Origin of the sequence: Avibacterium volantium, from assembly GCF_900635775.1 — a bacterium.
Lineage (GTDB): Bacteria > Pseudomonadota > Gammaproteobacteria > Enterobacterales > Pasteurellaceae > Avibacterium > Avibacterium volantium.
This window is the reverse complement of record NZ_LR134167.1, coordinates 2,205,411-2,230,476: the sequence shown is the minus strand read 5'-3', so window position 1 is coordinate 2,230,476 and position 25,066 is coordinate 2,205,411. Positions and strand designations below refer to the sequence as shown.

Here is a 25,066-nt window from a genome sequence, read left to right as displayed (position 1 = left end):
TGTTATTATGTCTAGTTTATTAGTTAAACGTTTGAATCGTCCGCAAAAAAGTGCGGTGAGAATTCGGCTAATTTTACAATAAAGTTGAGAAAAGATCTTTATAAAAGGATCAAAAAAATCGAAAAAGGCTGCTTGAGATTTCTGCCAAAAAAAGTATAATTCACCCCGCTTTTATGCTTTCAAATAAGAAAAATGCAGATTATGTTGCGATTTTTCTTATTCTTATTTGACGAACGGCTCATTTGTGATTACAATTCCGTTCCTTATTTTAGTAACCCTTGTTTCAATTCGTTTTTGGCTATCTAAATGTCAAAGGCAATGGTTAAACAATGTTGATTTAGGTAGATTATAGTTATGAAACGTACATTTCAACCATCTGTATTAAAACGTAGCCGTACTCACGGTTTCCGTGCTCGTATGGCAACTAAAAACGGCCGTCAAGTTTTAGCTCGTCGTCGTGCTAAAGGTCGTAAAAGTTTATCTGCATAATCCAGCCTTTCGCTGTGATTAAGCTAAGCTTTTCTAGGGAGTTACGTCTGCTAACTCCCGCTCAATTCAAATACGTTTTCCAAGATCCGCAACGCGCGAGTTCCCCCGAAATTACCATTCTAGCCCGTCCTAATCAGGAATCTGTTCCACGTTTAGGTTTAGCGGTAGCAAAAAAGCATTTAAAACGCGCCCACGATCGTAATCGCATTAAGCGTTTGTGCCGTGAACGTTTCCGTTTGTTGCAACATCAATTGCCGCATTATGATTTTGTTATTGTGGTAAAACAAGGGATTGGGCGTTTAGACAATCAGCAAATATTCAATTCATTGGATAAATTATGGCAGCGCCACATTCGCTTGGCTCGAAAGTCTTAATTGCACTTATTCGCTTTTATCAGCTTGTTATTAGTCCTTTAATTGGCCCACGTTGCCGATTCACGCCAACTTGTTCTTGCTACGGCATTGAAGCATTAAAAACGCACGGTGCGTTAAAAGGTGGTTGGCTTACGTTAAAACGTATATTAAAATGTCATCCTTTACACGCTGGTGGATACGATCCTGTTCCGCCGAAGATCAATAACAACAAAGAGAACAAATAATGGATTCAAGACGTAGCCTGTTAGTGCTAGCACTACTCTTTATTTCTTTTCTTGTTTATCAGCAATGGCAAGTGGATTACCATTCACCAAAGCCTGTTGCCACTGAACAAGCACAAACTTCTAATTCTCAAGGCGAATTAACCGCAAATTCAGACCTTGCTAACCTTGCTCAAGGTAAAGTGATTACCTTAGAAAATGATGTATTCCGTTTAAAAGTGAATACATTAGGTGGGGACGTAGTGCGTTCTGAATTATTAAAATATGATGCAGAATTAGATTCCCATACACCATTTGTTTTATTGAACGATACACCAGAGCATATTTATATTGCGCAAAGTGGTTTAGTTGGCAAAAACGGGATTGACACCAAAGCAGGCCGTGCAAATTACCAAGTAGAAGGGGATACTTTCAAACTGGCTGATGGACAGAATGAGCTTGTTGTACCATTAGTATTTGAAAAAGATGGCGTAACATACCGCAAAATTTTCGTTTTAAAACGCGGTGAATATGATGTTGCAGTGAACTTTGAAATTGCAAACCAAAGTGGTCAAGCCATTGAAGTTGAGCCTTATGCAAAATTAACCCATACTTTGGTAGAAAGCTCAGGCAGTATGGCAATGCCAACTTATACTGGTGGCGCGTATTCTTCTTCTGAAACGAATTATAAAAAATACAGCTTCCAAGATATGGAAGAAAAAGATCTTTCTATCCAAACAAAAGCAGGTTGGGTAGCAGTATTGCAGCATTATTTCGTGTCTGCGTGGATTCCAAATCAAGACAGTACACATCTTTTATATACTTCTACAGACAAAGCACGTAATTTAGGGGCAATTGGTTATCGTGGGCCAGTGGTGGATATTCCAGCAGGCGCAACAGAAACCATCACCAGCAAATTATGGACAGGGCCGAAATTACAAAATCAAATGGCAGAAGTAGCGAACCACCTAGATCTCACCGTGGATTACGGCTGGGCGTGGTTTATTGCGAAACCGCTATTCTGGCTACTTACCCACATTCACGATTTAGTGAAAAACTGGGGTCTTGCGATTATTGGTGTAACCCTTGTGGTGAAAGGCTTGCTTTACCCATTAACGAAAGCACAATACACCTCAATGGCGAAAATGCGTATGCTGCAACCGAAAATCCAAGAAATGCGTGAGCGTTATGGTGAAGATCGTCAGCGTATGAGCCAAGAAATGATGAAATTGTATAAAGAAGAAAAAGTGAACCCACTGGGTGGCTGTTTACCAATTCTTTTACAAATGCCAATTTTCATCGCCTTATACTGGACATTTATGGAAGCCGTTGAACTACGCCACGCGCCATTCTTCGGTTGGATTCAAGATTTATCGGCACAAGATCCGTATTTCATCTTGCCAATTTTAATGGGCGGATCAATGTTCTTATTACAAAAAATGTCGCCAACACCTGTTGCTGATCCAATGCAACAAAAAATTATGACATTTATGCCGTTGATCTTTATGGTATTCTTCCTATTCTTCCCAGCAGGTTTGGTGCTTTACTGGCTAGTTTCCAACCTTATCACCATTGCTCAACAACAATGGATTTATCGTGGGTTAGAGAAAAAAGGGTTACACTCTCGTAAAAAATAACGAGATAAAAGAATAAAAGGTATCTCAGGATACCTTTTATTTTATGCTTTTTGGCTATACCTACCGCGGAGCAAACTCGCCATAACCTACCCTCAAGGAGCGATGATGACATACAACCTTAACCAAAAAATCTTCGCCGCCGTTGTAAATAGCGAAAGCGGGGAAGTGAGTAACCAAACGCGTTTTCATTATTTTCAACAAGGCACGATGATTTGGGCTGAGTACGCAGGCGGTGAAATTAAAAAAGGTTTTCTGATTGGAAAATTTATTTCTGATGATGAAATTAGCTTTACTTATCAACATCTTAATCAGCAAGGTGAAAATCGCCTAGGTAAATGTTTGAGCAGAATTGAAACCTTGCCTTCAGGCAAATTACGCTTGAATGAACAATGGCAATGGCTGGACGGTGAGCAGGAAACTGGTTCATCAGTTGTTGAAGAAATTTAATGAAATAAAGGTCATCCACCGCACCGTTTATTGCTCGAGATAATATTTGAGCGTTTCTAAAAGTGCGGTCTTTTTTCTAGGAAAAATTATGTCAAAAGAAACCATAGTCGCCCAAGCCACCCCGATTGGACGTGGCGGTGTCGGTATTTTACGGGTATCAGGGCCGCTTGCCCAACAAGTAGCAGAAGCGGTGCTAGGCAAAAGTCTGAAGCCGCGTGTAGCGAATTATTTACCGTTTAAAGATAGCGATGGCACAGTGTTAGACCAAGGGATCGCGCTATTTTTCAAAGCCCCAAATTCTTTCACTGGTGAAGATGTATTAGAGCTACAAGGCCACGGCGGACAGATTATTTTAGATCTCTTACTCAAACGCATTTTGCAAGTCAAAGGCGTGCGTTTGGCTCGCCCAGGAGAATTTTCTGAACAGGCGTTTTTGAATGATAAATTGGATCTCGCTCAAGCGGAAGCCATTGCCGATCTTATTGATGCGACCTCTGAACAAGCGGCGCGTTCAGCATTGAAATCCTTACAAGGGGAATTTTCTAATAAAATCAATCAGCTTGTTGATGATGTGATTTATCTACGCACCTATGTGGAAGCGGCGATTGATTTCCCTGATGAAGAAATTGATTTCTTGGCGGACGGAAAAATTGAAGCCAAATTGCGTGAGATTATTGCTCAACTTGCTGCCGTGCGAGCGGAAGCCAAGCAAGGGGCGATTTTGCGTGAAGGAATGAAAGTGGTGATCGCAGGGCGACCAAATGCAGGAAAATCTAGCCTACTCAATGCTCTCGCAGGACGCGAAGCGGCGATTGTTACTGACATTGCAGGCACAACTCGAGATGTGTTGCGTGAGCATATCCACATTGACGGAATGCCGTTGCATATTATTGATACGGCAGGTTTGCGTGATGCTATCGATGAAGTAGAGCGTATTGGGATTCGCCGTGCGTGGGACGAAATTGAGCAAGCAGATCGCATTATTCTGATGTTAGACAGCACCGATAGCGAAGAAAATCTCGCGCAAGTGCGGTCAGAATTTTTGGCAAAATTGCCGAATAATATCCCTTTAACCATTGTGCGTAATAAAGCGGATTTGAGTGGCGAGGCAGAAACTCTCCGCGAACAAAATGGGCAAACCACCATCAGCCTTTCAGCGAAAACCCAAGTGGGCGTGGACTTACTGCGTGAACATTTGAAGCAAGCAATGGGTTATAACACCAGTGCCGAAGGGGGATTTTTAGCCCGCCGCCGCCATTTGGAAGCTTTAGAACAAGCGGATATCCACTTACAAGCAGGACTCATTCAGCTCACCGAATTTTACGCAGGTGAACTGCTCGCCGAAGAATTGCGAATGGTGCAAAATCACCTGAGCGAAATTACTGGACAATTTACCTCTGATGATTTACTTGGAAATATTTTCAGCTCGTTTTGCATTGGGAAATAAATCAGTAGAAAATAAAAGTGCGGTGTCATTTTATTGATTTTTTATGTGAGATTGTCATTACAAAATAAACATTAACGCGACAAGCTCGCATTTATTCTTACTAGCCACCGCGTGGCTGAGATAAACAAACGCCATACGGTGCGTATGGTGTGATGATTAAAAAAGGTCGTAACGGAATAGATTAATGCAATTAATTCAAGGGTTAAAACAACTGCCCGCTATTTTTCAGCAACAAGGCTGTGCCTTAACCATTGGGAATTTTGATGGCGTGCATTTAGGTCATCAAGCGGTGTTGCGTCATTTGCGTGAAAAAGCAAGTGCGCTTTCTTTGCCGATGGTTGTGATGCTTTTTGAACCCCAGCCGAGCGAATATTTTATGGGCGACAACGCACCGCCGCGCTTAATGAGGCTGCGCGATAAATTAAGTGCGTTGGCGGATTTGGGTGTGGATTATGTTATTCGCATCAAATTTGACCGCACTTTTGCTCAGCTTTCCGCGCAACAATTTATTGAACAATGCTTGGTGCAGAAACTCAACGTGAAATTTTTAAGCATTGGCGATGATTTCCGCTTTGGTGCAGGGCGTACCGGGGATTTTGCGCTGTTACAACAAGCGGGGCAGAAATACGGTTTTGCGGTGGAAGATAATTGTAGTTTTCGTTTAAATGAACAACGCATTAGCAGCACAGCGATCCGTCAAGCCTTAGCTGATGATAATTTAGCCCTTGCCGAACAGCTTTTAGGTAAGCCTTATTGCATTTATGGGCGCGTGGTGCAAGGCAATAAATTAGGGCGAACCATCGGTTTTCCAACGGCAAATATTCGTCTGCAACGCCAAGTGAACCCTGTGAAAGGTGTGTATGCCGTGCGAGCCAAATTGGCTGATGGCACGGAATATGAGGGCGTAGCAAATATTGGTCGCCGCCCGACTATCAATGGTGTAAAACAACTATTAGAAGTTCATCTCTTTGATTTTAAAGGCGATATTTACGGGCAGGCTCTTCAGGTGGTGCTGTGTCATAAAATTCGTGATGAAGTCAAATTTCCGTCTTTTGACGATCTTAAAGCACAAATTGCAAAAGATGTGGACGTGGCGAAGAATTATTTTAGCCACGCAAAAAGAACCAGATAAATGGCTTAAAGTGCGGTAAAAAATTTGCGAAAAAATCACCGCACTTTAGGGACAGTTGATAATTCAGGATTGAATAACAATTCCCAGCCCCCATTCTTTAACATTAGGTTATTTATGCGTATAATGCGGGAATCATTGTGCATTCAATGCAAGATTTTATTTTTATACAACGTGGAAAAAACAAATGTCGAATGAAAATGTAGATTACAAAAACACGCTTAACCTGCCTGCGACAGGGTTTCCAATGCGTGGCGATCTGGCGAAACGCGAGCCAGTAATGCTTAAAAATTGGTATGAGAAAAAACTTTACGAAAAAATCAGACAATCTGCACAAGGGAAAAAATCCTTTATTTTGCACGATGGCCCTCCTTATGCCAACGGTTCAATTCATATCGGACACGCTGTAAATAAAATTCTGAAAGACATTATTGTGAAATCCAAAACCGCGGCAGGTTTTGACAGCCCTTATATCCCAGGGTGGGATTGCCACGGTTTGCCGATTGAATTGAAAGTAGAAGGCTTGGTGGGAAAACCAGGGGACAAAATTTCTGCGGCACAATTCCGCGAAGAATGTCGTCACTATGCACGCGAGCAAGTGGAAGGGCAAAAGAAAGATTTTATCCGCCTAGGAGTGTTAGGGGATTGGGATAATCCTTATTTAACAATGAATTACGACACCGAGGCGAACATTATTCGCACTTTGGCTAAAGTGGTCGAAAACGGCCATCTTTACAAAGGCTATAAACCGGTGCATTGGTGTTTAGATTGTGCATCTTCTTTAGCAGAAGCCGAGGTGGAATACGAAGATAAAACTTCACCGTCTATCTATGTGAAATTCCCAGCCACCGATGAAAGTGCGGTGCTAAATAAATTTAATTTAAGCGAAGCAGGCAGCGGTGAAGTGGCAGCGGTGATCTGGACAACCACCCCTTGGACATTGCCATCAAACCGCGCGATCGCAGTGAATGCGGATCTTGTTTACCAATTATTACAATTTGGTGATAAGCGTTTGATCTTAGCAAAAGATTTGGTGGAAAGCGTACAAAAAGCCTTAGGCGAAGAGAACGTGAAAGTGCTAGGGGAAGCAAAAGGGGCTGATTTAGAACTTCTTCGCTTTAACCACCCATTCTATGATTACAGCGTACCAGTAATTTTAGGTGATCACGTTACCACTGATGGCGGTACGGGTTTAGTTCACACCGCGCCAGATCACGGTCAAGACGACTATTTGGTAGGCTTAAAATATGGCTTAGAAATGGCGGCATTAATTAATGATGCAGGTGTATTCAAAGCAGAAACGCCATTCTTTGCTGGCAAAGGCGTGTTTGAAAGCAATGATTTAGTGATCGAAAAACTGAAAGAAACAGGTAACTTATTGAAATTAGAAAAAATTCGCCATAGTTACCCTCATTGCTGGCGACACAAAACGCCAATTATTTTCCGTGCCACACCACAATGGTTTATTGGAATGGAAACAAATGGCTTACGTCCGCAAGCCTTAAGCGAAATCAAAAAAGTGCGTTGGATTCCAGATTGGGGTCAAGCGCGCATTGAAGCAATGGTGGAAAATCGTCCAGATTGGTGTATCTCTCGTCAGCGTACTTGGGGCGTGCCAATGGCGTTATTTATCCACAAAACCACTGAAGAATTACACCCACGCACCCTTGAGCTTATCGAGCAAGTGGCTCAATTGGTGGAACAATCTGGTATTCAAGCCTGGTGGGATCTTGATCCAAAAGATCTGCTTGGTGATGATGCAGAAAATTATCGAAAAGTGCCAGATACCCTTGATGTGTGGTTCGATTCAGGATCGACTTATTTCTCTGTGGTGAAAGCGCGTCCAGAGTTTAACGGCTTAAGTGCGGATATGTATCTTGAAGGTTCGGATCAGCACCGTGGTTGGTTTATGTCATCGCTAATGCTTTCCACAGCAACGGATAACCAAGCGCCTTATAAGCAAGTGCTAACTCACGGCTTTACCGTAGATGGCAAAGGGCGCAAAATGTCAAAATCCATCGGAAATATTGTGACCCCACAAGAAGTGATGGATAAATTCGGTGGCGATATTTTACGTTTATGGGTAGCTTCAACGGATTACACCGGCGAGATGTCTGTTTCAGATGAAATCTTAAAACGTGCAGCCGATAGCTATCGCCGCATTCGTAACACGGCGCGTTTCCTTTTGGCGAACCTAAATGGTTTTGAACCAAAACGCGATTTAGTTAAACCAGAAGAAATGATCGTACTCGATCGCTGGGCGGTGGACTGTGCTTTGAATGCACAAAAAGAGATCCAAGAAGCTTACGATAATTATCAATTCCACGCCGTTGTTCAGCGTTTAATGAAATTCTGTTCAATCGAAATGGGATCGTTCTATTTAGATATTATCAAAGACCGCCAATACACCACCAAAGCAGACAGCCTTGCGCGCCGTAGCTGCCAAACAGCCTTATGGCATATTGCCGAAGCCTTGGTGCGTTGGATTGCGCCGATTTTATCTTTCACCGCTGATGAAATTTGGCAATATATCCCTGGTGAACGCGCAGAATTTGTGTTTACCGAAGAGTTTTATGACGGCTTATTTCCATTAAGCGCAGAAGAAACAATGAATGATGCTTACTGGCAACAAGTGTTGAAACTGCGTGATGAAGTAAACCGTGTGTTAGAGCAAGCTCGTGCAGATAAAACCATTGGCGCCGCATTGGAAGCAGAGGTGACCCTTTATGCGAACGATGAATACGCGAAGATTTTATCGCAGCTGGAAAATGAATTACGCTTTGTGCTGATCACCTCAAAAGCGCAAGTGAAACCATTAGCTGAAGCAGATGTGGAAGCAGGCGAAGTAGAAGGCTTTAAAGTGAAAGTGATTCGTTCCGCCAATGAAAAATGTCCGCGTTGCTGGCATTATTCTGACACCATCGGCACAAATCCAGCACACCCAACCCTATGTTCACGCTGTGTTGAAAACGTGGACGGCAAAGGTGAAGTAAGACGCTTTGCATAAAATGTGAAAAAATTCCACCGCACTTTGATTTAACGAAATCACAAAGTGCGGTGCTTTTTTCACGAATTTTTTGTTTGGCGTAATTGAATTTGTAGGGCTGCCTGTGTGTCCTTACATTTGGAAACAACCTACATTTTGGAACAAATAGATGTCAAAATCTAAATCAGGTTTATCATTTCTCTGGCTAAGTGCGGTGGCATTTTGCTTAGATTTGTTTACCAAATATTTAGTGGTAAACCATTTTGAGCTGTACGAAAGTATCCAAATTTTGCCTATTTTTAATCTCACCTATGTGCGAAATTATGGCGCAGCATTTAGTTTTCTTGCGGATCATTCAGGCTGGCAGAAAAGCTTTTTTATTCTACTTGCCATTGGAATTTCCGTAATGCTCGTGATTTTCTTAGCCAAAAATAAAGCGAGCCAGCGGTTACAAAACACCGCCTATGCTCTAATTATTGGTGGAGCGCTGGCGAATATGGCTGATCGCGCCTATCACGGTTTTGTGGTGGATTTTTTCGATTTCTACTGGCAACAATGGCATTATCCTGTCTTTAACGTGGCGGACATTGCTATTTGTATTGGTGCCGCGTTACTTGCCATTGATGCCATTAAAAATAACGAGAAAAAAACGGAGAAAGCCCAGTGAAAATTATCTTAGCCAACCCGCGTGGCTTTTGTGCAGGGGTAGATCGTGCCATTAGCATTGTCGAATTAGCCTTAGAAATTCACGGCGCGCCGATTTATGTCCGCCACGAAGTGGTGCATAACCGTTTTGTGGTGAATGGATTGCGTGAACGTGGTGCGGTGTTTGTGGAAGAATTAGATGAAGTGCCAGACGGCGCGATCGTGATTTTTTCCGCCCACGGTGTTTCTCAAGCCGTTCGCCAAGAAGCCAAAAGACGCGAGCTGAAAGTGTTTGATGCCACTTGTCCGTTAGTAACCAAAGTGCATATGCAAGTCGCACGCGCTAGCCGCAAAGGCACAAAAGCGGTGCTGATTGGACACGAAGGCCACCCTGAAGTAGAAGGCACAATGGGGCAATATGATAATGCACAAGGCGGTATTTATTTAGTGGAAGATGTGGAAGACATCGCCAAACTTGCGCTGACGAAAGAAGATGATATTACCTTTATGACGCAAACCACCCTTTCCATTGATGATACCAGTGAAGTGATTGCTGCGTTAAAAGAAAAATATCCCGCTATTCAAGGCCCACGCAAAAACGATATTTGCTATGCCACCACCAACCGCCAACAAGCAGTGAGAGAATTAGCCAAGATTGCTGATTTGGTGATTGTTGTTGGTTCAAAAAACTCTTCCAATTCCAACCGCTTAGCAGAACTAGCCACCAGAATGGGCGTAACCGCTAAGCTGATTGATGATGCCAATGATATTGACATCGCGTGGCTCAAAGACGTTTCCACCATCGGTATTACCGCAGGCGCTTCCGCCCCTGAAGTATTAGTGCAATCGGTGGTTAATCGCTTAAGAGAATTAGGCGTAACCCAAGTGGAAGAGCTACAAGGCTGCGAAGAAAACACCGTGTTTGAAGTACCGAAAGAGTTACGGATTAAAGCGGTTCAGTAATTACCTCATCAAGCCACTTTCTTTAAGTGGCTTTTTTATCGCCTAATTTTCTAGCAAATTGTGCTATATGACTTTTCTCCGTAATTTGTAAATTACACTCCAAAAAATATTTTTAGATCTCTGTCACACTTCTTTATTTTACTCTTTGCTTTCCTGATTTTTTAGGCGTAAAAAGAAAATACATAAAACAGGTTAGCAAGGAGAGTGTTATGCCAAATATTGTGTTAAATCGAATTGATGAACGTTTGATCCACGGTCAAGTGGGCGTGCAATGGGTTGGCTTTGCTGGGGCGAATTTAGTGCTGGTTGCCAATGATGAGGTGGCTGAAGATCCAATGCAACAAAACCTAATGGAAATGGTGTTAGCAGAAGGCATTGATGTGCGCTTTTGGCCGTTGCAAAAGGTGATAGACAATATACACCGCGCCGCGGATCGACAAAAAATTTTACTTGTGTGCAAAACGCCGAGTGATTTTTTAACCTTAGTGCAAGGTGGCGTGCCAATTGACAAAATTAACGTAGGCAATATGCATTATGAGGAGGGCAAAACACAGATCCATAAAACCGTATCCGTAAATGATAAAGACAGAGCGGCATTTGAACAGCTACGCCAGCTTGGTGTGCAGTGCTTTATTCAAGGTGTGCCAACCGAAGATGCAATAGATTTGTTTAAATTATTGTAAGAAAGAAGCGAGGAAACTATGGAAATTGGACTTTTACAGGCACTCTTATTGGGTGTACTTGCATTCTTTGCAGGTCTTGACCTCTATAATGGTTTAACGCATTTTCATAGACCAGTTGTATTAGGGCCTATTGTGGGAGCGATTTTAGGGGATTTACAAACAGGGATTTTAGTTGGCGGTACCCTTGAATTAGTCTGGATGGGGCTTGCACCATTAGCAGGCGCGCAACCACCAAATGTGATTATCGGTACGATCGTGGGAACGGCATTTGCCATCACCACCAAAACCGATCCAAAAGTGGCCGTTGGGGTTGCTGTGCCGTTTGCCATTGCAGTGCAAATGGGGATCACCTTCTTATTCTCCGTAATGTCAGCGGTAATGTCCCGTTGTGATCAAATGGCAGAAGAAGCCAATCTCAAAGGCATTGATTATGTGAACTATCTTGGTTTGTTAGTGCTGGGTACGTTCTATTTCTTCTGTGCGTTCTTGCCAACTTACTTTGGTGCGGAATATGCCGGTAAAATCATTGCAATGTTGCCAAAAGAAGTGATTGATGGTTTAGGCGTGGCAGGGGGCATTATGCCAGCTATCGGGTTTGCGGTATTAATGAAAATTATGATGAAAAATGCCTATATCCCTTATTTTATCCTAGGTTTTGTGGGTGCTGCTTGGCTTAATCTGCCAGTGTTAGCAATTGCTGCAGCGGCAGTTGCAATGGCATTGATTGATTATATGCGTAAAGGCAATACTGAAACAAAAGCAACGCAAAAAGAGGAGTTTCAAGATGGAATCTAAAGCACGTCAAAGCGTACAAAATGACAATGTGTACGAAGATCAAACAATGGGTACAGAACTCACTAAATCTGATATTAATACGATGGCGTGGCGTTCTTTATTACTACAAGCTTCTTTTAACTATGAGCGTATGCAAGCGGCAGGTTGGTTATATGGAATTAGCCCCGCATTGAGAAAAATTCACACCAACAAAGCGGATTTAAGCAAGGCAATGAAAGGGCATTTGGGCTTCTTCAATACCCACCCATTCCTTGTTACATTCGTAATGGGCATTGTGCTGGCAATGGAACGTTCTAAACAGGAAGTGAACGCCATTCAAAGTACAAAAATCGCCGTGGGTGCGCCATTAGGCGGCATTGGTGATGCCTTATTCTGGTTCACCTTATTGCCAATTTGTGGCGGTATTGGCGCAAGTTTGGCATTACAAGGTTCGATCCTTGGGGCGATTTTCTTCTTTGTAGTATTCAATATCGTGCATTTTGGTTTACGTTTTGGTCTAGCCCATTATGCTTACAAAATGGGGGTAGCGGCTATTCCAACCATTAAGGCTAACACGAAAAAAGTGTCACACGCCGCATCAATGATCGGTATGACCGTGATTGGCGCATTAGTTGCCACTTACATTCGTTTCCAAACCACCGCAGAAATCACCGCAGGTGATGCCGTAGTGAAAGTGCAAGCTGATGTGTTAGACAAGCTAATGCCAGCCTTTTTACCACTGGTGTACACCTTATTGATGTACTATTTAGTGAAACGCAACTGGTCGCCGTTACGCTTAATCATTCTCACCGTAGTGATTGGTATCGGCGGACGTTTTGCGGGTATCCTATAAATATTATTGTAATAAATGCCGAGTGTTTGCTCGGCATTTTTTATCTATTTTGGATCAATAAGGAGAAAAAGATGACAACCTTGATCGTGAGCGGACACGGACATTTTGCCACAGGGCTACAAAGTGCGTTGGAGCAAATTATTGGACAATATCCAAAGGTGGCCTTTTTTGATTTTGATGATAAGAAAATCACGCCAGAACAATTACGCCAAAATATCGAACAATATCTCAATGCGGAACAGGAAAGTGCGGTGCTTTTTTGTTGTGATATTTTAGGTGGCACGCCATTTCGCCAATGTGCGATGATTGCACAACAGTTTGAGTGCGCAGAGGTGATTGTTGGCACGAATTTACAAATGCTGATTGAAACCATAATGGCGAAAGATGAGCTTGAGTTTGTCGAGTTAGTCACACAAGCTCTAACCAGCGCTAATCAAGGAATCACCACACTTTCTGCACAACAAAAAGCAAAAAGAACGGCGCGCGCAGAAGATGATGGTATTTGAGACTATTTCTCGTACCAAATTTTATTCACAAATAACGTCACTAAGCCAGATGGTGTATGGACTTTCACTTCATCATCTACTTCTTTCCCAATTAAGGCGCGCGCCACAGGGCTGTCAATGGAGATCCAATTTTTAGCGGGATCAAACTCATCACAGCCCACGATACGGTATTGATTTTCCTCGCCATTTTCATTTTCAAGGCTTACCCAAGCACCAAAAAAGATTTTCCCTTCCTGTCTAGGGTGATAATCCACAATCTGCAACACTTCTAAACGTTTTGTCAAAAAGCGGACACGGCGATCAATTTCACGCAAACGGCGTTTACCATAAATATATTCCGCATTTTCACTGCGATCCCCTAATGCCGCCGCATCAGATACCGCTTGCGTAACCTTAGGTCGCTCTTCCTTCCATAAAAATTTCAATTCTTGATCCAGCGTATTCCAGCCACTACGCGTAATGTAATTTGATTTTGACATTGTGCTATACCTTTACTTTTGAATTTATAAAAACTATTCATCAAACGGATTGAATAATTTTATCCCTATACGTGAGAAATCAGCGGTGTTTCTTGTAACAAGAGTAAGACCATATTGAATAGCACTAGCAGCAATCCAAGCATCATTTTCGGGGCAGTGATCGGGAATATGTAATGTTGCACAGATCTGTGCTGTTTTAGCATCAAGATGAAGAATACGATTTGCAAAGCCTATTTTTATGGTGTTTTCAAACCATTGACGGAGTATTTTTCCTTGCCAAGGATCTTTACGTTCTTTAGCTAAAATGCCACGTTCTAATTCCATCATTACGACAATATTCGTATAAATTTGCTGTTCATTAATTTCAGATAACCAACGAATGACTCCTTGGTTTGCTTTCCCGCTTTTAATTTTACGAATTTCACTTAATACATTAGTATCAATAAAATACATTTTGTCCTCTAATCATCAAGTTCAATGGGAGCACGTTGCTTTGTTGAACGAGGGGGAATTTCTAATTCAATATCAGCTTCATCTTGTGGCATTAATGCCTCTAACGCATTACGAGGTGAAAGAGATCGTAACGTTTTCTGATAATCGGTATAGCTCATTAACACATAAGTTGGTTCACCTCGATTAGTTACAATAACAGGTGCGATTTGTGCCGCTTTTTGTGCCTGATTGAGGTGTTGATTAAATTCTCGGCTGGTCATAATCGTCATTTTGAACTCCTTGTAGTGATGTTTCTACAATGTAGTGCAAAAGAAAAAAAATAACAAGAAAAAATTGTAGGTTAAATTTGTGGCAAAGAAACATTTGAGCAAAGCCCGCAAAACCAGTATCCTATGGCAATTTTTACTAATTGTTTTACTAATCAAAATAAGAGCCAATGCTAAATCAACAAATTTCCCAAATTATTGCCGCAGAGCTTGCGGTGCGTCCGCAGCAGATTTTAGCTGCCATTCAATTATTGGACGAAGGCAACACCATTCCTTTTATTGCGCGTTATCGTAAAGAAGTAACGGGCGGCTTAGATGACACCCAATTACGCCATTTTGAAACCCGCTTGATTTATTTGCGCGAGTTAGAAGATCGCCGTCAAACCATTTTGAAATCCATCGAAGAACAAGGCAAATTGACGGAGAAATTACGCGACCAAATCCAACAAACCCAAAGCAAAACTGAGCTGGAAGATTTGTATTTGCCGTACAAACCGAAACGCCGTACTAAAGGGCAAATCGCCATTGAAGCAGGGCTTGAGCCGTTGGCGGAAAGCCTTTGGAATGATCCAAACCAAGATCCTGAAAGTGCAGCAAACGCTTATATTGATGCAGAAAAAGGCTTTGCCGATAGCAAAGCGGTGTTAGACGGCGCGCGTTATATTTTAATGGAACGCTTCGCGGAAGATGCGCAATTATTGGCGAAAGTGCGTCAGTACTTACAACAAAGTGCGGTGTTAATTTCTAAAGTTTTAGACGGTAAAGAGCAGGAAGGGGAAAAATTCCAAGATTATTTTGATCACCAAGAGCTTTGGCATAATGTGCCTTCGCACCGTGCTTTAGCAATGTTCCGTGGACGTAATGAGGGCATTTTGCAGTTGAGCTTAAATGCCAATCCAGAACAGGAAGAAGGGGCGCGTCAGAGTTATTGTGAAGAAATTATTCGCCAACATTTGGGCGTGCATTTCAATCAACAGCCCGCGGATAAATGGCGTGAGCAGGTGATTAGCTGGACGTGGCGAATTAAGATTTCGCTTCATTTGGAAACGGAATTAATGAGCCAGCTGCGTGAAAAAGCGGAAGAAGAAGCCATCAATGTTTTTGCGCGAAATCTTACCGCACTTTTAATGGCAGCCCCAGCAGGCGCTAAAACCACAATGGGGTTAGATCCGGGGTTGCGTACAGGTGTGAAAGTTGCCGTTGTGGATAATACAGGAAAATTATTGGCTACGGATACGATTTATCCACATACAGGACAAGCAGCTGCAGCAATGGCGAGCCTTTATCAATTAATCGAACGCCATAATGTGGAACTGATCGCTATTGGAAATGGCACGGCATCAAGAGAAACGGAACGCTTTGCCAAAGACGTATTAAAGCAAATCTCAGGGCAAAAACCACAAACCGTGGTGGTGAGCGAAGCGGGCGCGTCTGTTTATTCTGCTTCCGAATTAGCCGCACAAGAATTTCCACAGCTTGATGTATCTTTGCGTGGTGCGGTGTCCATTGCGCGCCGTTTGCAAGATCCGCTCGCGGAATTAGTGAAAATTGAGCCAAAAGCCATTGGTGTGGGGCAGTATCAGCACGATGTGAACCAAACTCAATTAGCGCGCAAATTAGATGCGGTGGTGGAAGATTGTGTAAACGCCGTGGGCGTGGATTTAAACACCGCCTCCGTGCCATTATTGGCTCGTGTGGCAGGAATGACCAAAACGCTCGCGCAAAATATCGTGCAATTTCGCGATGAAAATGGCCGTTTTGAAAACCGTGAAGAGCTGAAAAAAGTGTCCCGTTTAGGGCCAAAAGCCTTTGAACAATGTGCGGGCTTTATGCGCATTTCTGCGGGGCAAAATCCCCTTGATGCGTCAGGCGTTCACCCTGAAACCTATCCAGTGGTGGAAAAAATCTTGCAAGCCACGCAGCAATCTATCCAAGATTTAATGGGTAACGCCAGCGCCATTCGTCAGCTCGATCCAAAACAATTTATTGATGAGCAATTTGGTTTGCCAACGGTGCAAGATATTTTCAAAGAGCTAGAAAAACCGGGGCGCGATCCGCGTGGTGAATTTAAAACTGCCACCTTTATGGATGGCGTGGAAGAAATCAGTGATTTGAAAGCAGGAATGATCCTTGAGGGAACGGTAACCAACGTAACCAACTTTGGCGCGTTTGTGGATATTGGCGTTCATCAGGATGGGTTGGTGCATATTTCTTCCCTTTCCAATAAATTTGTGGAAGATCCGCACGATGTGGTGAAAACAGGGGATATTGTGAAAGTCAAAGTGTTGGAAGTGGACGTGGCGCGTAAGCGTATCGCGCTGACAATGCGTTTAGACGAACAGCCTGTGGATAAATCACAAAATGGCGAAAAAAATCACCGCACTTTGACGGCGAAAAATCAGCGTAACGAACAAGCAGCGCGTAAGCCACAAAATAACAGCGTAATGGGCAATGCCTTTGCCGATGCGTTGAAAAATTGGAAAAAATAAAGGAAAAGTTGAATGACAAAAAATACCTTTATTATTGGCTTTATGCTGTTTGCCATTTTTTTTGGGGCGGGAAATTTGATTTTTCCGCCTAAATTAGGCTTTGAAACAGGCACGGAATTTTTGCCGTCTATCTCAGGCTTTGTGCTAACTGGCGTGGGCTTGCCGCTGCTTGGCATTATTGTTGGCGCGTTTTACCGCGGTGGTTATATGGCCGCGTTACGCCAAATTCACCCGTGGTTTTCTGTACTATTTTTGGTGTCGATTTCCCTTGCGGTCGGGCCTTTTTTTGCTGGCCCAAGAACAGGCGCGATGTCTTATGAAATGGTGATGATCCCTTTTCTTAAAGAAGCAGATAGCCTTTCCCAACTGTTGTTCACGTTGGGTTATTTCGCACTTACTTTATGGCTGAGCCTAAATCCCTCCAAAATGGTAGAGCGTATAGGCTCTATTCTCACCCCTGTGCTATTGCTGGCGATTATTGCGTTGGTGGTCAAAGCAGGGCTAATGTTGGTGGGAAAAACGCCTTTGCCAATGCCAGCGGCAAGCCAAACTTATTTCTTCAATGGGGCGATTAATGGCTATTTAACGATGGACGCATTGGCTTCCATCGCCTTTTCTACAATGGTGCTAGGGGCGATTAAATCCAGCGCAGTAAAAGCGGTTTCGTTACAAAAACAAACCATTTTTGCCGCAATGATCGCAGGGGTTGCCTTGGCATTTATTTATATTTCCCTTGGGTGGGTGGGCAATCATTTGATCATTTCCCCTGATGTGCTGGCGCAGTTACATCAAAATAAACAGGATCTTGGCACTTATATTTTAAACCACGTTACCGCAATGGCCTTTGGCGAGCTAGGGCGATTGGTGCTGAATATCATTGTGTCGCTGGCTTGTTTAACTACGGCGGTGGGGCTGTGTGCTTCGATTAGCAGTTATTTTCATCAGCAATTTCCGCGATTTTCTTACCGCACTTATGCGATCCTATTTTGTTTGATCAGCTTTGTGATCGCCAATTTAGGGCTAAAAGAAGTGATCGGGCTTTCTTTGCCAGTGTTGATGATTTTATATCCCATTACCATTACGGTCATTTTGTTGCTGTTAATTAATTTATTTTTGCCAATGCCGATCTTGGCTCACCGTTTAGCCATTGGTTTGGTAACCTTGGTGTCGATTTTATCCGTGTTGGGTTCAGGCAAAATGGATTTTCTCGAACAGCTTCCGCTTAAGCCTTATTCTATCGAATGGTTGCCTTTCGCCTTGATGGGCTTGGTGGCAGGCTATTTACTGCACTGGCGTAAACGACAAGGGATTTTATCGATTATTCAAGAAAGCAAAGTAAAATAATTTATTCCAAAGAAAAGGATTGAGCATGATGTTCAATCCTTTTTTATTTTAAAGTGCGGTGCTTTTTTCCGTATTTTTAGCCATAAAAAAGCGGGTGAATTTTCACCCGCACTTTTTGTCTAGCTCTCTTTCACCGCTTCGCCTTCGAGCGGTAAGTCTGCTTGTTCCCAGCCCATAAAACCGCCTTGCATACTATACACATTATCGTAGCCTTGCTCGATAAGAAATGCGCCAACATTGCGGCTGCTGATGCCGTGGTAGCAACTGACGATAATGGGATCATCATAATCCACTTTTTGCTGAAATTCGCCATAGCTTTGGTTGGTCAAGTGAAACGCGCCCTTTGGGTGGCTATGAGTAAAGCGGGGGAAATCGCGAATGTCCACCAGTGTGGCATTTTCTTCGTTCATCATTTGCCAAGCCTGCTGTGGCGTGATTTCTCTAAGTGCGGTCATTTTTTTCCTTATTTTTATTTATGCGTGAAATAATGCGCTATCTTATTGACATAGATCAATTTGTTCAAGACCTTTGCGATTTTTTCAAGTAAAATAACCGCACTTTTGATTTAGCTGATTTAGGACTATGCCTCAACTTTCGGAAAAACTCACTGCTTACGCGCAATTAATGCGTTTTGACAAACCCATTGGCACATTATTGTTATTGTGGCCAACGCTTTGGGCATTGTTTTTGGCAGAGAAAAATTTTCCGCCTATTTCGGTGCTAATAGTATTTGTACTCGGCGTAATCATTATGCGTGCAGCAGGTTGCGTGATTAATGATTATGCGGATCGTCATATTGACGGCAAAGTGAAACGCACTTCACAGCGTCCTTTAGCAACGGGAAAAGTCAGCGAAAAGGAAGCTAAATTACTTTTTGCAGGGCTGATATTCTGCGCCTTTATTTTGGTGCTATTTCTGAATTATTACGCCATTGGCTTGTCTTTTATTGCGGTGCTGTTGGCCTTTATTTATCCCTTTATGAAACGCTATACCCACCTTCCGCAATTTTTCTTAGGCGCAGCCTTTGGTTGGTCTATCCCAATGGCTTATGGGGCGTTAGTTGAACAACTGCCCTTAGAATGTTGGCTGCTGTTTGTGGCGAATTTAGCCTGGACGGTGGCTTATGATACGCAATATGCGATGGTGGATCGTGATGATGATTTGCGCATCGGGGTGAAATCCACCGCCATTTTGTTTGCGCAATATGACAATAAAATCATCGCCTTATTGCAATTTATTGCCTTAGGATTGCTCGTTCTCATCGGCTACCAATCCCATTTGCATTATAGTTATTTTATTTTACTTGCGCTTACGGCATTGCTTTTCGTTTATCAATGTAAACTCACTCGCCATCGCCGCCGTGAAGACTGCTTCAAAGCCTTTTTAAATAATAATTATGTGGGAATGGGCGTGTTTATCGCTTTTCTTGCTGGCATCTTTTTTGCCTAATTTGGAGTAAAATTAAGCCATAAAAGGCAATTTTTCCGCTGCTTCTACTCTAAATGATTAGCGCAATTTGGTTATCAAAAAATAATCTGTTTATTTCTACTTGAAATTGTCTTTTTTATCCCCATATCTCTGATAAATTTTTATCCAAAATAAAAGGAACTTCTATGACAACGATCGTAAGTGTACGCCGTAATGGCAAGGTAGTTGTGGGCGGAGACGGTCAGGTTTCCCTTGGCAACACAGTAATGAAAGGTAACGCGCGCAAGGTGCGCCGCTTATATAACAACAAAGTGTTGGCAGGTTTTGCTGGTGGCACCGCAGATGCGTTCACTCTGTTTGAATTATTTGAACGTAAGCTGGAAATGCACCAAGGGCATTTGCTTAAAAGTGCGGTGGAATTAGCTAAAGATTGGCGTACCGACCGCGCATTGCGTAAACTTGAAGCGATGTTGATTGTGGCAGATGAGAAAGAAAGTCTGATCATTACCGGAATTGGTGATGTGGTACAGCCTGAAGAAGATCAAATTTTGGCCATTGGTTCGGGTGGCAACTATGCAATGTCTGCGGCACGTGCGTTAGTACAAAATACCGATCTTTCAGCCCGTGAAATTGTAGAAAAATCGCTCAAAATTGCAGGGGATATTTGCGTTTATACCAACACAAATTTCACCATTGAAGAATTGCCTTAACTCTCTATCTTTAATGCGTTAAATAGATTACACAAAAGGATTACATTATGTCTGAAATGACACCTCGTGAAATTGTTTCTGAATTAGATCAACATATTATCGGACAAGCCGATGCCAAAAGAGCGGTGGCGATTGCGTTGCGTAATCGCTGGCGTAGAATGCAATTACAAGAGCCATTACGCCACGAAGTTACCCCTAAAAATATCTTAATGATCGGGCCGACAGGGGTGGGTAAAACAGAAATTGCACGCCGTTTAGCGAAATTAGCCAATGCGCCTTTCATCAAAGTGGAAGCCACCAAATTTACCGAAGTGGGCTATGTAGGGAAAGAAGTGGATTCCATTATCCGTGATCTCACCGACAGTGCGATGAAACTCGTGCGTCAAACAGAAATCGAAAAAAATCGTTTCCGTGCAGAAGAAGCCGCGGAAGATCGCATTTTAGATGCCTTATTGCCACCAGCGAAAAATCAATGGGGTGAAGTGGAAAATCACGATACCAATAGCAGCACTCGTCAAGTGTTCCGCAAAAAATTGCGTGAAGGACAGCTTGATGATCGCGAAATTGATATTGATGTTGCTGCACCATCAATGGGCGTGGAAATTATGGCACCGCCGGGAATGGAAGAAATGACGAGCCAGTTGCAGTCAATGTTCCAAAATCTTTCGAGCGGCAAAACCAAAACCCGCAAAATGAAAATTAAAGATGCGTTCAAAGCCTTAGTTGATGATGAAGCAGCGAAATTAATTAATCCTGAAGAACTTAAACAAAAAGCCATTGATGCAGTAGAACAAAACGGCATTGTCTTTATTGATGAGATTGACAAAATCTGTAAAAAAGGCGAATACAGTGGTGCTGATGTTTCACGCGAGGGCGTACAGCGTGATTTATTGCCATTAGTGGAAGGTTCAACGGTGAGCACTAAACACGGAATGGTGAAAACCGATCATATTTTATTTATTGCCTCAGGTGCATTCCAAGTGGCTCGCCCGTCTGATTTAATCCCTGAATTACAAGGGCGTTTGCCAATTCGTGTGGAGCTTTCCGCATTAACTGCTGGGGATTTTGAGCGTATTCTCACAGAGCCGAATGCCTCTTTAACGGAACAATACAAAGCCTTAATGGCAACGGAGGGCGTGAATATTACCTTTACTCAAGATGCGATTAAGAAAATCGCCGAAGCCGCTTTCCGTGTCAATGAGAAAACTGAAAACATTGGCGCGCGCCGTTTGCATACGGTAATGGAGCGTTTAATGGATAAAATTTCCTTCAATGCCAGTGATATGAACGGTGAACAAGTTACCATTGACGGCGCTTACGTTGCAGATGCCCTAGGTGAAGTGGTAGAAAACGAAGATTTAAGTCGTTTTATTCTGTAATACATTGATGTTATAAATAAAAAGAGCGGTGGAAAATTTCAAGATTTTTCACCGCTCTTTTATTTGCAGCATAATTAAATTGAATTAGCGATAGCCAGAAATTCTTCTTCGGTTAAAATTTTCACGCCTAATTCAAGGGCTTTGTTGAGTTTTGAGCCTGCGTTATCGCCTGCGATTAAATAATCGGTTTTGGCGGAAACGCTGCCAGTAACTTTACTGCCGAGCTGTTGCAATAAGGCTTTGGCATCGTTGCGTGCCATTTGGGTGAGTGTACCAGTGAGAACCACGGTTTTGCCTTTCAGCGGATTTTCACCCACTTCTTGCACTTGCACATCGTCCCAATGTACACCTTGGCTGATCAGATCGTTTACCACGTCCACATTATGCGGTTCACGCCAAAATACGAAAATGCGATTTGCCACCACTTCGCCCACATCAGGTACTTCTTGTAGTTGCTCAATAGTCGCATTTTTCACCGCATCTAAATTTTTAAAATGATTGGCTAAATTGAGCGCCGTGGCTTCGCCCACATCGCGAATGCCAAGCGCAAAGATAAAACGCGCAAGGGTAGTTTTTTTCGCTTTTTCTAAGCTATTTAACGCATTTTCGGTGGATTTCGGCCCCATTCGCTCTAATCTCATTAGAGTGACTTCGTCTAATTTAAACAGATCCGCAGGGGTGTGAATGAGTTCACGATCCACCAGTTGCTCAATAAGTTTTGCGCCCACGCCGTCAATATCCATCGCTTTACGCGAAACAAAATGTTTGAGCGCTTCTTTGCGCTGTGCTTCGCAGAACAAGCCACCGGTACAACGCGCAACGGCCTCGCCCTCAATACGCACAATCACCGAGCCACACACAGGACAATGCGTCGGGAAAATAATCGGTTTTGCATTGGCAGGGCGGCGATCTGCCACTACGCCAATAATTTGTGGGATAACGTCCCCTGCGCGGCGGATAATCACGGTGTCGCCAATGGCAATATTCAAACGTTCGATTTCATCGCCGTTATGCAAGGTGGCGTTGCTTACGGTTACGCCTGCCACAAACACGGGTTCAAGTTTTGCCACTGGCGTAATTGCGCCTGTTCTGCCCACCTGAAATTCCACATCGTTTAGCACGGTGAGTTCTTCTTGCGCAGGGAATTTATAGGCGATCGCCCAACGTGGCGCTTTGGAAATAAAACCAAGTTGTTCTTGCAAGGCAATGTCGTTAATTTTCAGCACCGTGCCGTCAATGTCATAACCTAAATGCGGACGTTTTTCTGCCATAGTGCGGTAGAATTTCAGCACATTTTCCACGCCATTACATAGCTCAATTTCTTTATTAACCGGAATACCGATGGATTTCAGCCATTGCAAGCGGGCAAAATGGGTATCGGGTAACAGCACGCCTTCTGCCACACCGATACCATAAGCATTGAGCATTAATGGGCGTTGGCGAGTGATTTTGGGATCAAGCTGACGCAATGATCCCGCCGCCGCATTGCGTGGGTTGGCAAAGGTTTTTTCCCCTTTGGCGAGCGCCATTTCATTGAGCTTTTCAAAGCCAGCTTGTGGCATAAATACTTCTCCGCGCACCTCTAAACGTGCTGGAGGATTGTCGGTTAAAAGCTGTAATGGAATATTGCGAATGGTGCGAATATTGGCAGTGATGTCCTCGCCTGTTGTGCCATCACCACGGGTTGCCGCTTGGGTTAGCACGCCATTTTCATACAAAATACTCACCGCTAAACCGTCTAATTTAGGCTCACAACAGAAAGTTAATGGCTCAGGCAACACGCCTAAGCGATCTTGGATACGTTTCACGAAAGCATTAAATTCTTCATCAGAAAAGGCATTATCCAAGGAAAGCATTGGAATTTCGTGGGTTACCTGCGCAAAGCCGGCAAGGGGTTTTGCCCCCACACGCTGGGTAGGCGAGTGGCTGTCGGCAAATTCAGGGTGAGCCTGCTCCAAGGCTTTTAACTGGTGGAATAGGCGGTCATACTCTGCATCGGGAATTTTTGGCTCGTCTAAAACGTGATACTGATATTCGTGGTAACGCAAGGTCTGGCGTAATTGTTCAATTTGCTGGGCAAAGGTTTGTTCTGTCATCATTAATTCCTTCTAAAAAATCACCGCACTTTTGTTTTACTGAATATTAGATATTGAGCAAATAATTAAGGCGGACACAGTGGCCCGCCAGTTGCGATAAAAGAAAGTGCGGTGCTTTTTTCTGTCTTTTTAAGCACTCACTTTAGCCAAATAGGCTTTTTCCGCATTTTCATCAAAAATTTCTTGCTGATCCGTTAGCACAAAGCCACCCAGTTCTTCGGCAAGGGTTTTGGCAGCACGGATCATCATTCGTAAATTAACAAGATCGTTACCGTGGGACGGCAGTTGCATAAATAATGCGATGCCTACGGTGTAGAAATCTGCCATATTGTTTGGATCAAAGGTGCCAGGCTGTTGAATATTCGCCGCACTGAACAACACAGGGCTTGCCACGCTGAGATCCAAGTGGCGGTGGTAAATTTGTTGATGACCAAAAATAAAACCAAGATCATCAAGCACTCTGGCTAAATCAGCGCCGTTAAAATCACGATTTTCTGGTGATACCACATAAAGCATCAAGAAGTCTTGGGCTTGGCTCGTTTGCTGTTCTTCTGCCTGTTGAGCTGGTGTGCTTTCTGCCACTTCTTCAAATTCTACGGTTGGGCGTTCACGTTCAATTTGAATCTGCGTTTCTGGCGCACTGGCTAACACTTCAGATAATTTGTGTTCTGCGTGAATTCCTTCATCTGCGTTAATTGTCGCTTCAATTTCAGAGATAGTTGCCGTTGCCAAATTTTGCGGGGTTTGATAACTCACAACGGGTTCAACATTGGCTTGAATAGGTTCTGGCTCATTTGGCAAACTAATTTTAATTTGATTAACCGCCTGCTCCACATTTTGGGGTTCTTCTCTTTGAGGCGTAGAAGATGTAGAAAATGTATGTTGTTCCGCACCAAAATCTAAATGCTGCTGAGCTGGCTGAAGGCTTTCTGGCACAGCTTGTGCGGCATTTCCATTTTGAACCTGCTGATCAAGATTTTCTTGTGGTTGGCGAACGCGATAATCTTTGCTAAATGTTTTGCCATTTTCAAAAATTTGCGATTTTTCACGGCGGTTCGACCATATTCCGTGAACCACTAAAGCGATCAAGGCGATGACGCCTAAAATAATCAAAATAGTATTCAAATCCATTACTTGTCTTCTCCCAACTTTAAACCAAAGGGCGGCACAAATTGGTTGATAGCTTACCATATTTTGCAAATTCGGTGATATGCAAAAATTGATTTTTTTCACCGCACTTTGTATGCTAAACCGCATTTTTATTTGATTAGATAGATTTTTTAGGAAAA

The 25,066-nt window shown here is 43.1% G+C and carries 25 protein-coding genes; 19 read left to right on the top strand and 6 right to left on the bottom strand.

All coding sequences use genetic code 11. The features are described 5' to 3' along the window. The first annotated feature begins 354 nt into the window (after window positions 1-354). From rpmH to agaF, 14 genes are all read left to right on the top strand, one after another. Entirely contained in the window at window positions 355-489 is a 135-nt protein-coding gene (gene rpmH, locus ELZ61_RS10640; protein ID WP_005539760.1) for a 50S ribosomal protein L34, read from the top strand. Between the two features lie 14 nt (window positions 490-503). Then, window positions 504-863, top strand: coding sequence for a ribonuclease P protein component (gene rnpA, locus ELZ61_RS10635; RefSeq protein ID WP_126373509.1), 360 nt, complete (start codon window positions 504-506; stop codon window positions 861-863). After that, window positions 827-1,087: a membrane protein insertion efficiency factor YidD gene (gene yidD, locus ELZ61_RS10630; protein ID WP_103853847.1), complete on the top strand. Its 261-nt coding sequence runs from the start codon at window positions 827-829 to the stop codon at window positions 1,085-1,087. Before rnpA ends, yidD begins: the two co-directional genes overlap by 37 nt. Beyond that, window positions 1,087-2,700, top strand: a complete 1,614-nt coding sequence (gene yidC / locus ELZ61_RS10625) for a membrane protein insertase YidC (protein WP_103853846.1) — start codon at window positions 1,087-1,089, stop codon at window positions 2,698-2,700. Before yidD ends, yidC begins: the two co-directional genes overlap by 1 nt. 105 nt (window positions 2,701-2,805) lie before the next feature. Next, the gene (locus ELZ61_RS10620) at window positions 2,806-3,147 is read left to right on the top strand and encodes an avidin-fold protein (protein WP_126373698.1); all 342 of its coding nucleotides are present in this window, start codon (window positions 2,806-2,808) and stop codon (window positions 3,145-3,147) included. 88 nt (window positions 3,148-3,235) lie between these two features. Further along, window positions 3,236-4,594, top strand: coding sequence for a tRNA uridine-5-carboxymethylaminomethyl(34) synthesis GTPase MnmE (gene mnmE / locus ELZ61_RS10615; RefSeq protein ID WP_126373507.1), 1,359 nt, complete (start codon window positions 3,236-3,238; stop codon window positions 4,592-4,594). A gap of 184 nt (window positions 4,595-4,778) precedes the next feature. Beyond that, window positions 4,779-5,726 carry a bifunctional riboflavin kinase/FAD synthetase gene (gene ribF, locus ELZ61_RS10610; RefSeq protein ID WP_126373505.1) on the top strand — a complete coding sequence of 316 codons (948 nt, stop codon included), beginning with the start codon at window positions 4,779-4,781 and terminating at the stop codon, window positions 5,724-5,726. Between the two features lie 184 nt (window positions 5,727-5,910). Further along, window positions 5,911-8,730, top strand: a complete 2,820-nt coding sequence (ileS, locus tag ELZ61_RS10605; RefSeq protein WP_126373503.1) for an isoleucine--tRNA ligase — start codon at window positions 5,911-5,913, stop codon at window positions 8,728-8,730. A gap of 148 nt (window positions 8,731-8,878) precedes the next feature. Next, a complete protein-coding gene (lspA, locus tag ELZ61_RS10600; RefSeq protein WP_126373500.1) occupies window positions 8,879-9,376 on the top strand; it encodes a signal peptidase II in 498 nt (165 codons plus the stop codon). Continuing rightward, window positions 9,373-10,317, top strand: a complete 945-nt coding sequence (ispH, locus tag ELZ61_RS10595) for a 4-hydroxy-3-methylbut-2-enyl diphosphate reductase (protein ID WP_126373498.1) — start codon at window positions 9,373-9,375, stop codon at window positions 10,315-10,317. Before lspA ends, ispH begins: the two co-directional genes overlap by 4 nt. Window positions 10,318-10,526: 209 nt before the next feature. Beyond that, window positions 10,527-11,000, top strand: coding sequence for a PTS N-acetylgalactosamine transporter subunit IIB (gene agaV / locus ELZ61_RS10590; RefSeq protein ID WP_103854788.1), 474 nt, complete (start codon window positions 10,527-10,529; stop codon window positions 10,998-11,000). 18 nt (window positions 11,001-11,018) lie between these two features. Beyond that, a complete protein-coding gene (gene agaW / locus ELZ61_RS10585; RefSeq protein ID WP_103853840.1) occupies window positions 11,019-11,795 on the top strand; it encodes a PTS N-acetylgalactosamine transporter subunit IIC in 777 nt (258 codons plus the stop codon). Continuing rightward, the gene (gene agaE / locus ELZ61_RS10580; RefSeq protein WP_103854787.1) at window positions 11,785-12,627 is read left to right on the top strand and encodes a PTS N-acetylgalactosamine transporter subunit IID; all 843 of its coding nucleotides are present in this window, start codon (window positions 11,785-11,787) and stop codon (window positions 12,625-12,627) included. Before agaW ends, agaE begins: the two co-directional genes overlap by 11 nt. 71 nt (window positions 12,628-12,698) lie before the next feature. After that, complete coding sequence (gene agaF / locus ELZ61_RS10575) at window positions 12,699-13,133, top strand: PTS galactosamine/N-acetylgalactosamine transporter subunit IIA (protein WP_126373496.1); 435 nt, start codon at window positions 12,699-12,701, stop codon at window positions 13,131-13,133. A 2-nt stretch (window positions 13,134-13,135) separates the two neighbouring features. Here the strand turns inward: agaF and greB are convergent, their stop codons facing one another. From greB to ELZ61_RS10560, 3 genes are read right to left on the bottom strand one after another with little or no spacing between them, the layout of a single operon-like run. Further along, the gene (gene greB / locus ELZ61_RS10570; RefSeq protein ID WP_126373494.1) at window positions 13,136-13,612 is read right to left on the bottom strand and encodes a transcription elongation factor GreB; all 477 of its coding nucleotides are present in this window, start codon (window positions 13,610-13,612) and stop codon (window positions 13,136-13,138) included. A gap of 33 nt (window positions 13,613-13,645) precedes the next feature. Further along, window positions 13,646-14,065 carry a type II toxin-antitoxin system VapC family toxin gene (locus ELZ61_RS10565; protein ID WP_126373492.1) on the bottom strand — a complete coding sequence of 140 codons (420 nt, stop codon included), beginning with the start codon at window positions 14,063-14,065 and terminating at the stop codon, window positions 13,646-13,648. An 8-nt stretch (window positions 14,066-14,073) separates the two neighbouring features. Next, entirely contained in the window at window positions 14,074-14,334 is a 261-nt protein-coding gene (locus ELZ61_RS10560) for a type II toxin-antitoxin system Phd/YefM family antitoxin (RefSeq protein ID WP_103854784.1), read from the bottom strand. 167 nt (window positions 14,335-14,501) lie between these two features. Here ELZ61_RS10560 and ELZ61_RS10555 point away from each other — a divergent pair, with 167 nt between their 5' ends. Together ELZ61_RS10555 and brnQ are read left to right on the top strand one after the other, a co-directional pair. Then, complete coding sequence (locus ELZ61_RS10555; protein WP_126373490.1) at window positions 14,502-16,820, top strand: Tex family protein; 2,319 nt, start codon at window positions 14,502-14,504, stop codon at window positions 16,818-16,820. 12 nt (window positions 16,821-16,832) lie between these two features. Continuing rightward, window positions 16,833-18,164 (top strand): branched-chain amino acid transport system II carrier protein, encoded by a 1,332-nt coding sequence (gene brnQ, locus ELZ61_RS10550; protein ID WP_126373488.1) that lies wholly within the window; start codon window positions 16,833-16,835, stop codon window positions 18,162-18,164. Between the two features lie 119 nt (window positions 18,165-18,283). Here the strand turns inward: brnQ and glpE are convergent, their stop codons facing one another. Continuing rightward, window positions 18,284-18,619, bottom strand: coding sequence for a thiosulfate sulfurtransferase GlpE (glpE, locus tag ELZ61_RS10545; RefSeq protein WP_126373486.1), 336 nt, complete (start codon window positions 18,617-18,619; stop codon window positions 18,284-18,286). Between the two features lie 127 nt (window positions 18,620-18,746). Between glpE and ubiA the strand changes: the two genes are divergently transcribed. The 3 genes from ubiA (at window position 18,747) to hslU (ending at window position 21,681) form a co-directional block, all read left to right on the top strand. Beyond that, complete coding sequence (ubiA, locus tag ELZ61_RS10540) at window positions 18,747-19,613, top strand: 4-hydroxybenzoate octaprenyltransferase (RefSeq protein ID WP_126373485.1); 867 nt, start codon at window positions 18,747-18,749, stop codon at window positions 19,611-19,613. Window positions 19,614-19,777: 164 nt separating this feature from the next. Next, window positions 19,778-20,302: an ATP-dependent protease subunit HslV gene (gene hslV / locus ELZ61_RS10535; RefSeq protein WP_017805350.1), complete on the top strand. Its 525-nt coding sequence runs from the start codon at window positions 19,778-19,780 to the stop codon at window positions 20,300-20,302. A 47-nt stretch (window positions 20,303-20,349) separates the two neighbouring features. Further along, entirely contained in the window at window positions 20,350-21,681 is a 1,332-nt protein-coding gene (gene hslU / locus ELZ61_RS10530) for an HslU--HslV peptidase ATPase subunit (protein ID WP_126373483.1), read from the top strand. A 74-nt stretch (window positions 21,682-21,755) separates the two neighbouring features. Here hslU and ligA read toward each other — a convergent pair whose 3' ends face one another. Together ligA and zipA are read right to left on the bottom strand one after the other, a co-directional pair. Further along, window positions 21,756-23,777 carry an NAD-dependent DNA ligase LigA gene (gene ligA / locus ELZ61_RS10525; RefSeq protein ID WP_126373696.1) on the bottom strand — a complete coding sequence of 674 codons (2,022 nt, stop codon included), beginning with the start codon at window positions 23,775-23,777 and terminating at the stop codon, window positions 21,756-21,758. Window positions 23,778-23,906: 129 nt separating this feature from the next. After that, window positions 23,907-24,908 carry a cell division protein ZipA gene (gene zipA / locus ELZ61_RS10520; RefSeq protein WP_126373693.1) on the bottom strand — a complete coding sequence of 334 codons (1,002 nt, stop codon included), beginning with the start codon at window positions 24,906-24,908 and terminating at the stop codon, window positions 23,907-23,909. Window positions 24,909-25,066 lie beyond the last annotated feature (158 nt).

Excerpts from the sequence above, each read along its gene's own strand:
- agaE (WP_103854787.1), top strand. The coding sequence starts at position 11,785 with ATGGAATCTAAAGCACGTCAAAGCGTACAAAATGACAATGTGTACGAA.
- yidC (WP_103853846.1), top strand. The coding sequence starts at position 1,087 with ATGGATTCAAGACGTAGCCTGTTAGTGCTAGCACTACTCTTTATTTCT.
- yidD (WP_103853847.1), top strand. The coding sequence starts at position 827 with ATGGCAGCGCCACATTCGCTTGGCTCGAAAGTCTTAATTGCACTTATT.
- hslU (WP_126373483.1), top strand. The coding sequence starts at position 20,350 with ATGTCTGAAATGACACCTCGTGAAATTGTTTCTGAATTAGATCAACAT.
- ELZ61_RS10620 (WP_126373698.1), top strand. The coding sequence starts at position 2,806 with ATGACATACAACCTTAACCAAAAAATCTTCGCCGCCGTTGTAAATAGC.
- ELZ61_RS10565 (WP_126373492.1), bottom strand. The coding sequence starts at position 14,065 with ATGTATTTTATTGATACTAATGTATTAAGTGAAATTCGTAAAATTAAA.
- mnmE (WP_126373507.1), top strand. The coding sequence starts at position 3,236 with ATGTCAAAAGAAACCATAGTCGCCCAAGCCACCCCGATTGGACGTGGC.
- lspA (WP_126373500.1), top strand. The coding sequence starts at position 8,879 with ATGTCAAAATCTAAATCAGGTTTATCATTTCTCTGGCTAAGTGCGGTG.
- agaW (WP_103853840.1), top strand. The coding sequence starts at position 11,019 with ATGGAAATTGGACTTTTACAGGCACTCTTATTGGGTGTACTTGCATTC.
- ileS (WP_126373503.1), top strand. The coding sequence starts at position 5,911 with ATGTCGAATGAAAATGTAGATTACAAAAACACGCTTAACCTGCCTGCG.
- agaF (WP_126373496.1), top strand. The coding sequence starts at position 12,699 with ATGACAACCTTGATCGTGAGCGGACACGGACATTTTGCCACAGGGCTA.
- ubiA (WP_126373485.1), top strand. The coding sequence starts at position 18,747 with ATGCCTCAACTTTCGGAAAAACTCACTGCTTACGCGCAATTAATGCGT.
- ELZ61_RS10560 (WP_103854784.1), bottom strand. The coding sequence starts at position 14,334 with ATGACGATTATGACCAGCCGAGAATTTAATCAACACCTCAATCAGGCA.
- rpmH (WP_005539760.1), top strand. The coding sequence starts at position 355 with ATGAAACGTACATTTCAACCATCTGTATTAAAACGTAGCCGTACTCAC.
- zipA (WP_126373693.1), bottom strand. The coding sequence starts at position 24,908 with ATGGATTTGAATACTATTTTGATTATTTTAGGCGTCATCGCCTTGATC.
- ELZ61_RS10555 (WP_126373490.1), top strand. The coding sequence starts at position 14,502 with ATGCTAAATCAACAAATTTCCCAAATTATTGCCGCAGAGCTTGCGGTG.
- hslV (WP_017805350.1), top strand. The coding sequence starts at position 19,778 with ATGACAACGATCGTAAGTGTACGCCGTAATGGCAAGGTAGTTGTGGGC.
- ligA (WP_126373696.1), bottom strand. The coding sequence starts at position 23,777 with ATGACAGAACAAACCTTTGCCCAGCAAATTGAACAATTACGCCAGACC.
- greB (WP_126373494.1), bottom strand. The coding sequence starts at position 13,612 with ATGTCAAAATCAAATTACATTACGCGTAGTGGCTGGAATACGCTGGAT.
- glpE (WP_126373486.1), bottom strand. The coding sequence starts at position 18,619 with ATGACCGCACTTAGAGAAATCACGCCACAGCAGGCTTGGCAAATGATG.
- agaV (WP_103854788.1), top strand. The coding sequence starts at position 10,527 with ATGCCAAATATTGTGTTAAATCGAATTGATGAACGTTTGATCCACGGT.
- brnQ (WP_126373488.1), top strand. The coding sequence starts at position 16,833 with ATGACAAAAAATACCTTTATTATTGGCTTTATGCTGTTTGCCATTTTT.
- ribF (WP_126373505.1), top strand. The coding sequence starts at position 4,779 with ATGCAATTAATTCAAGGGTTAAAACAACTGCCCGCTATTTTTCAGCAA.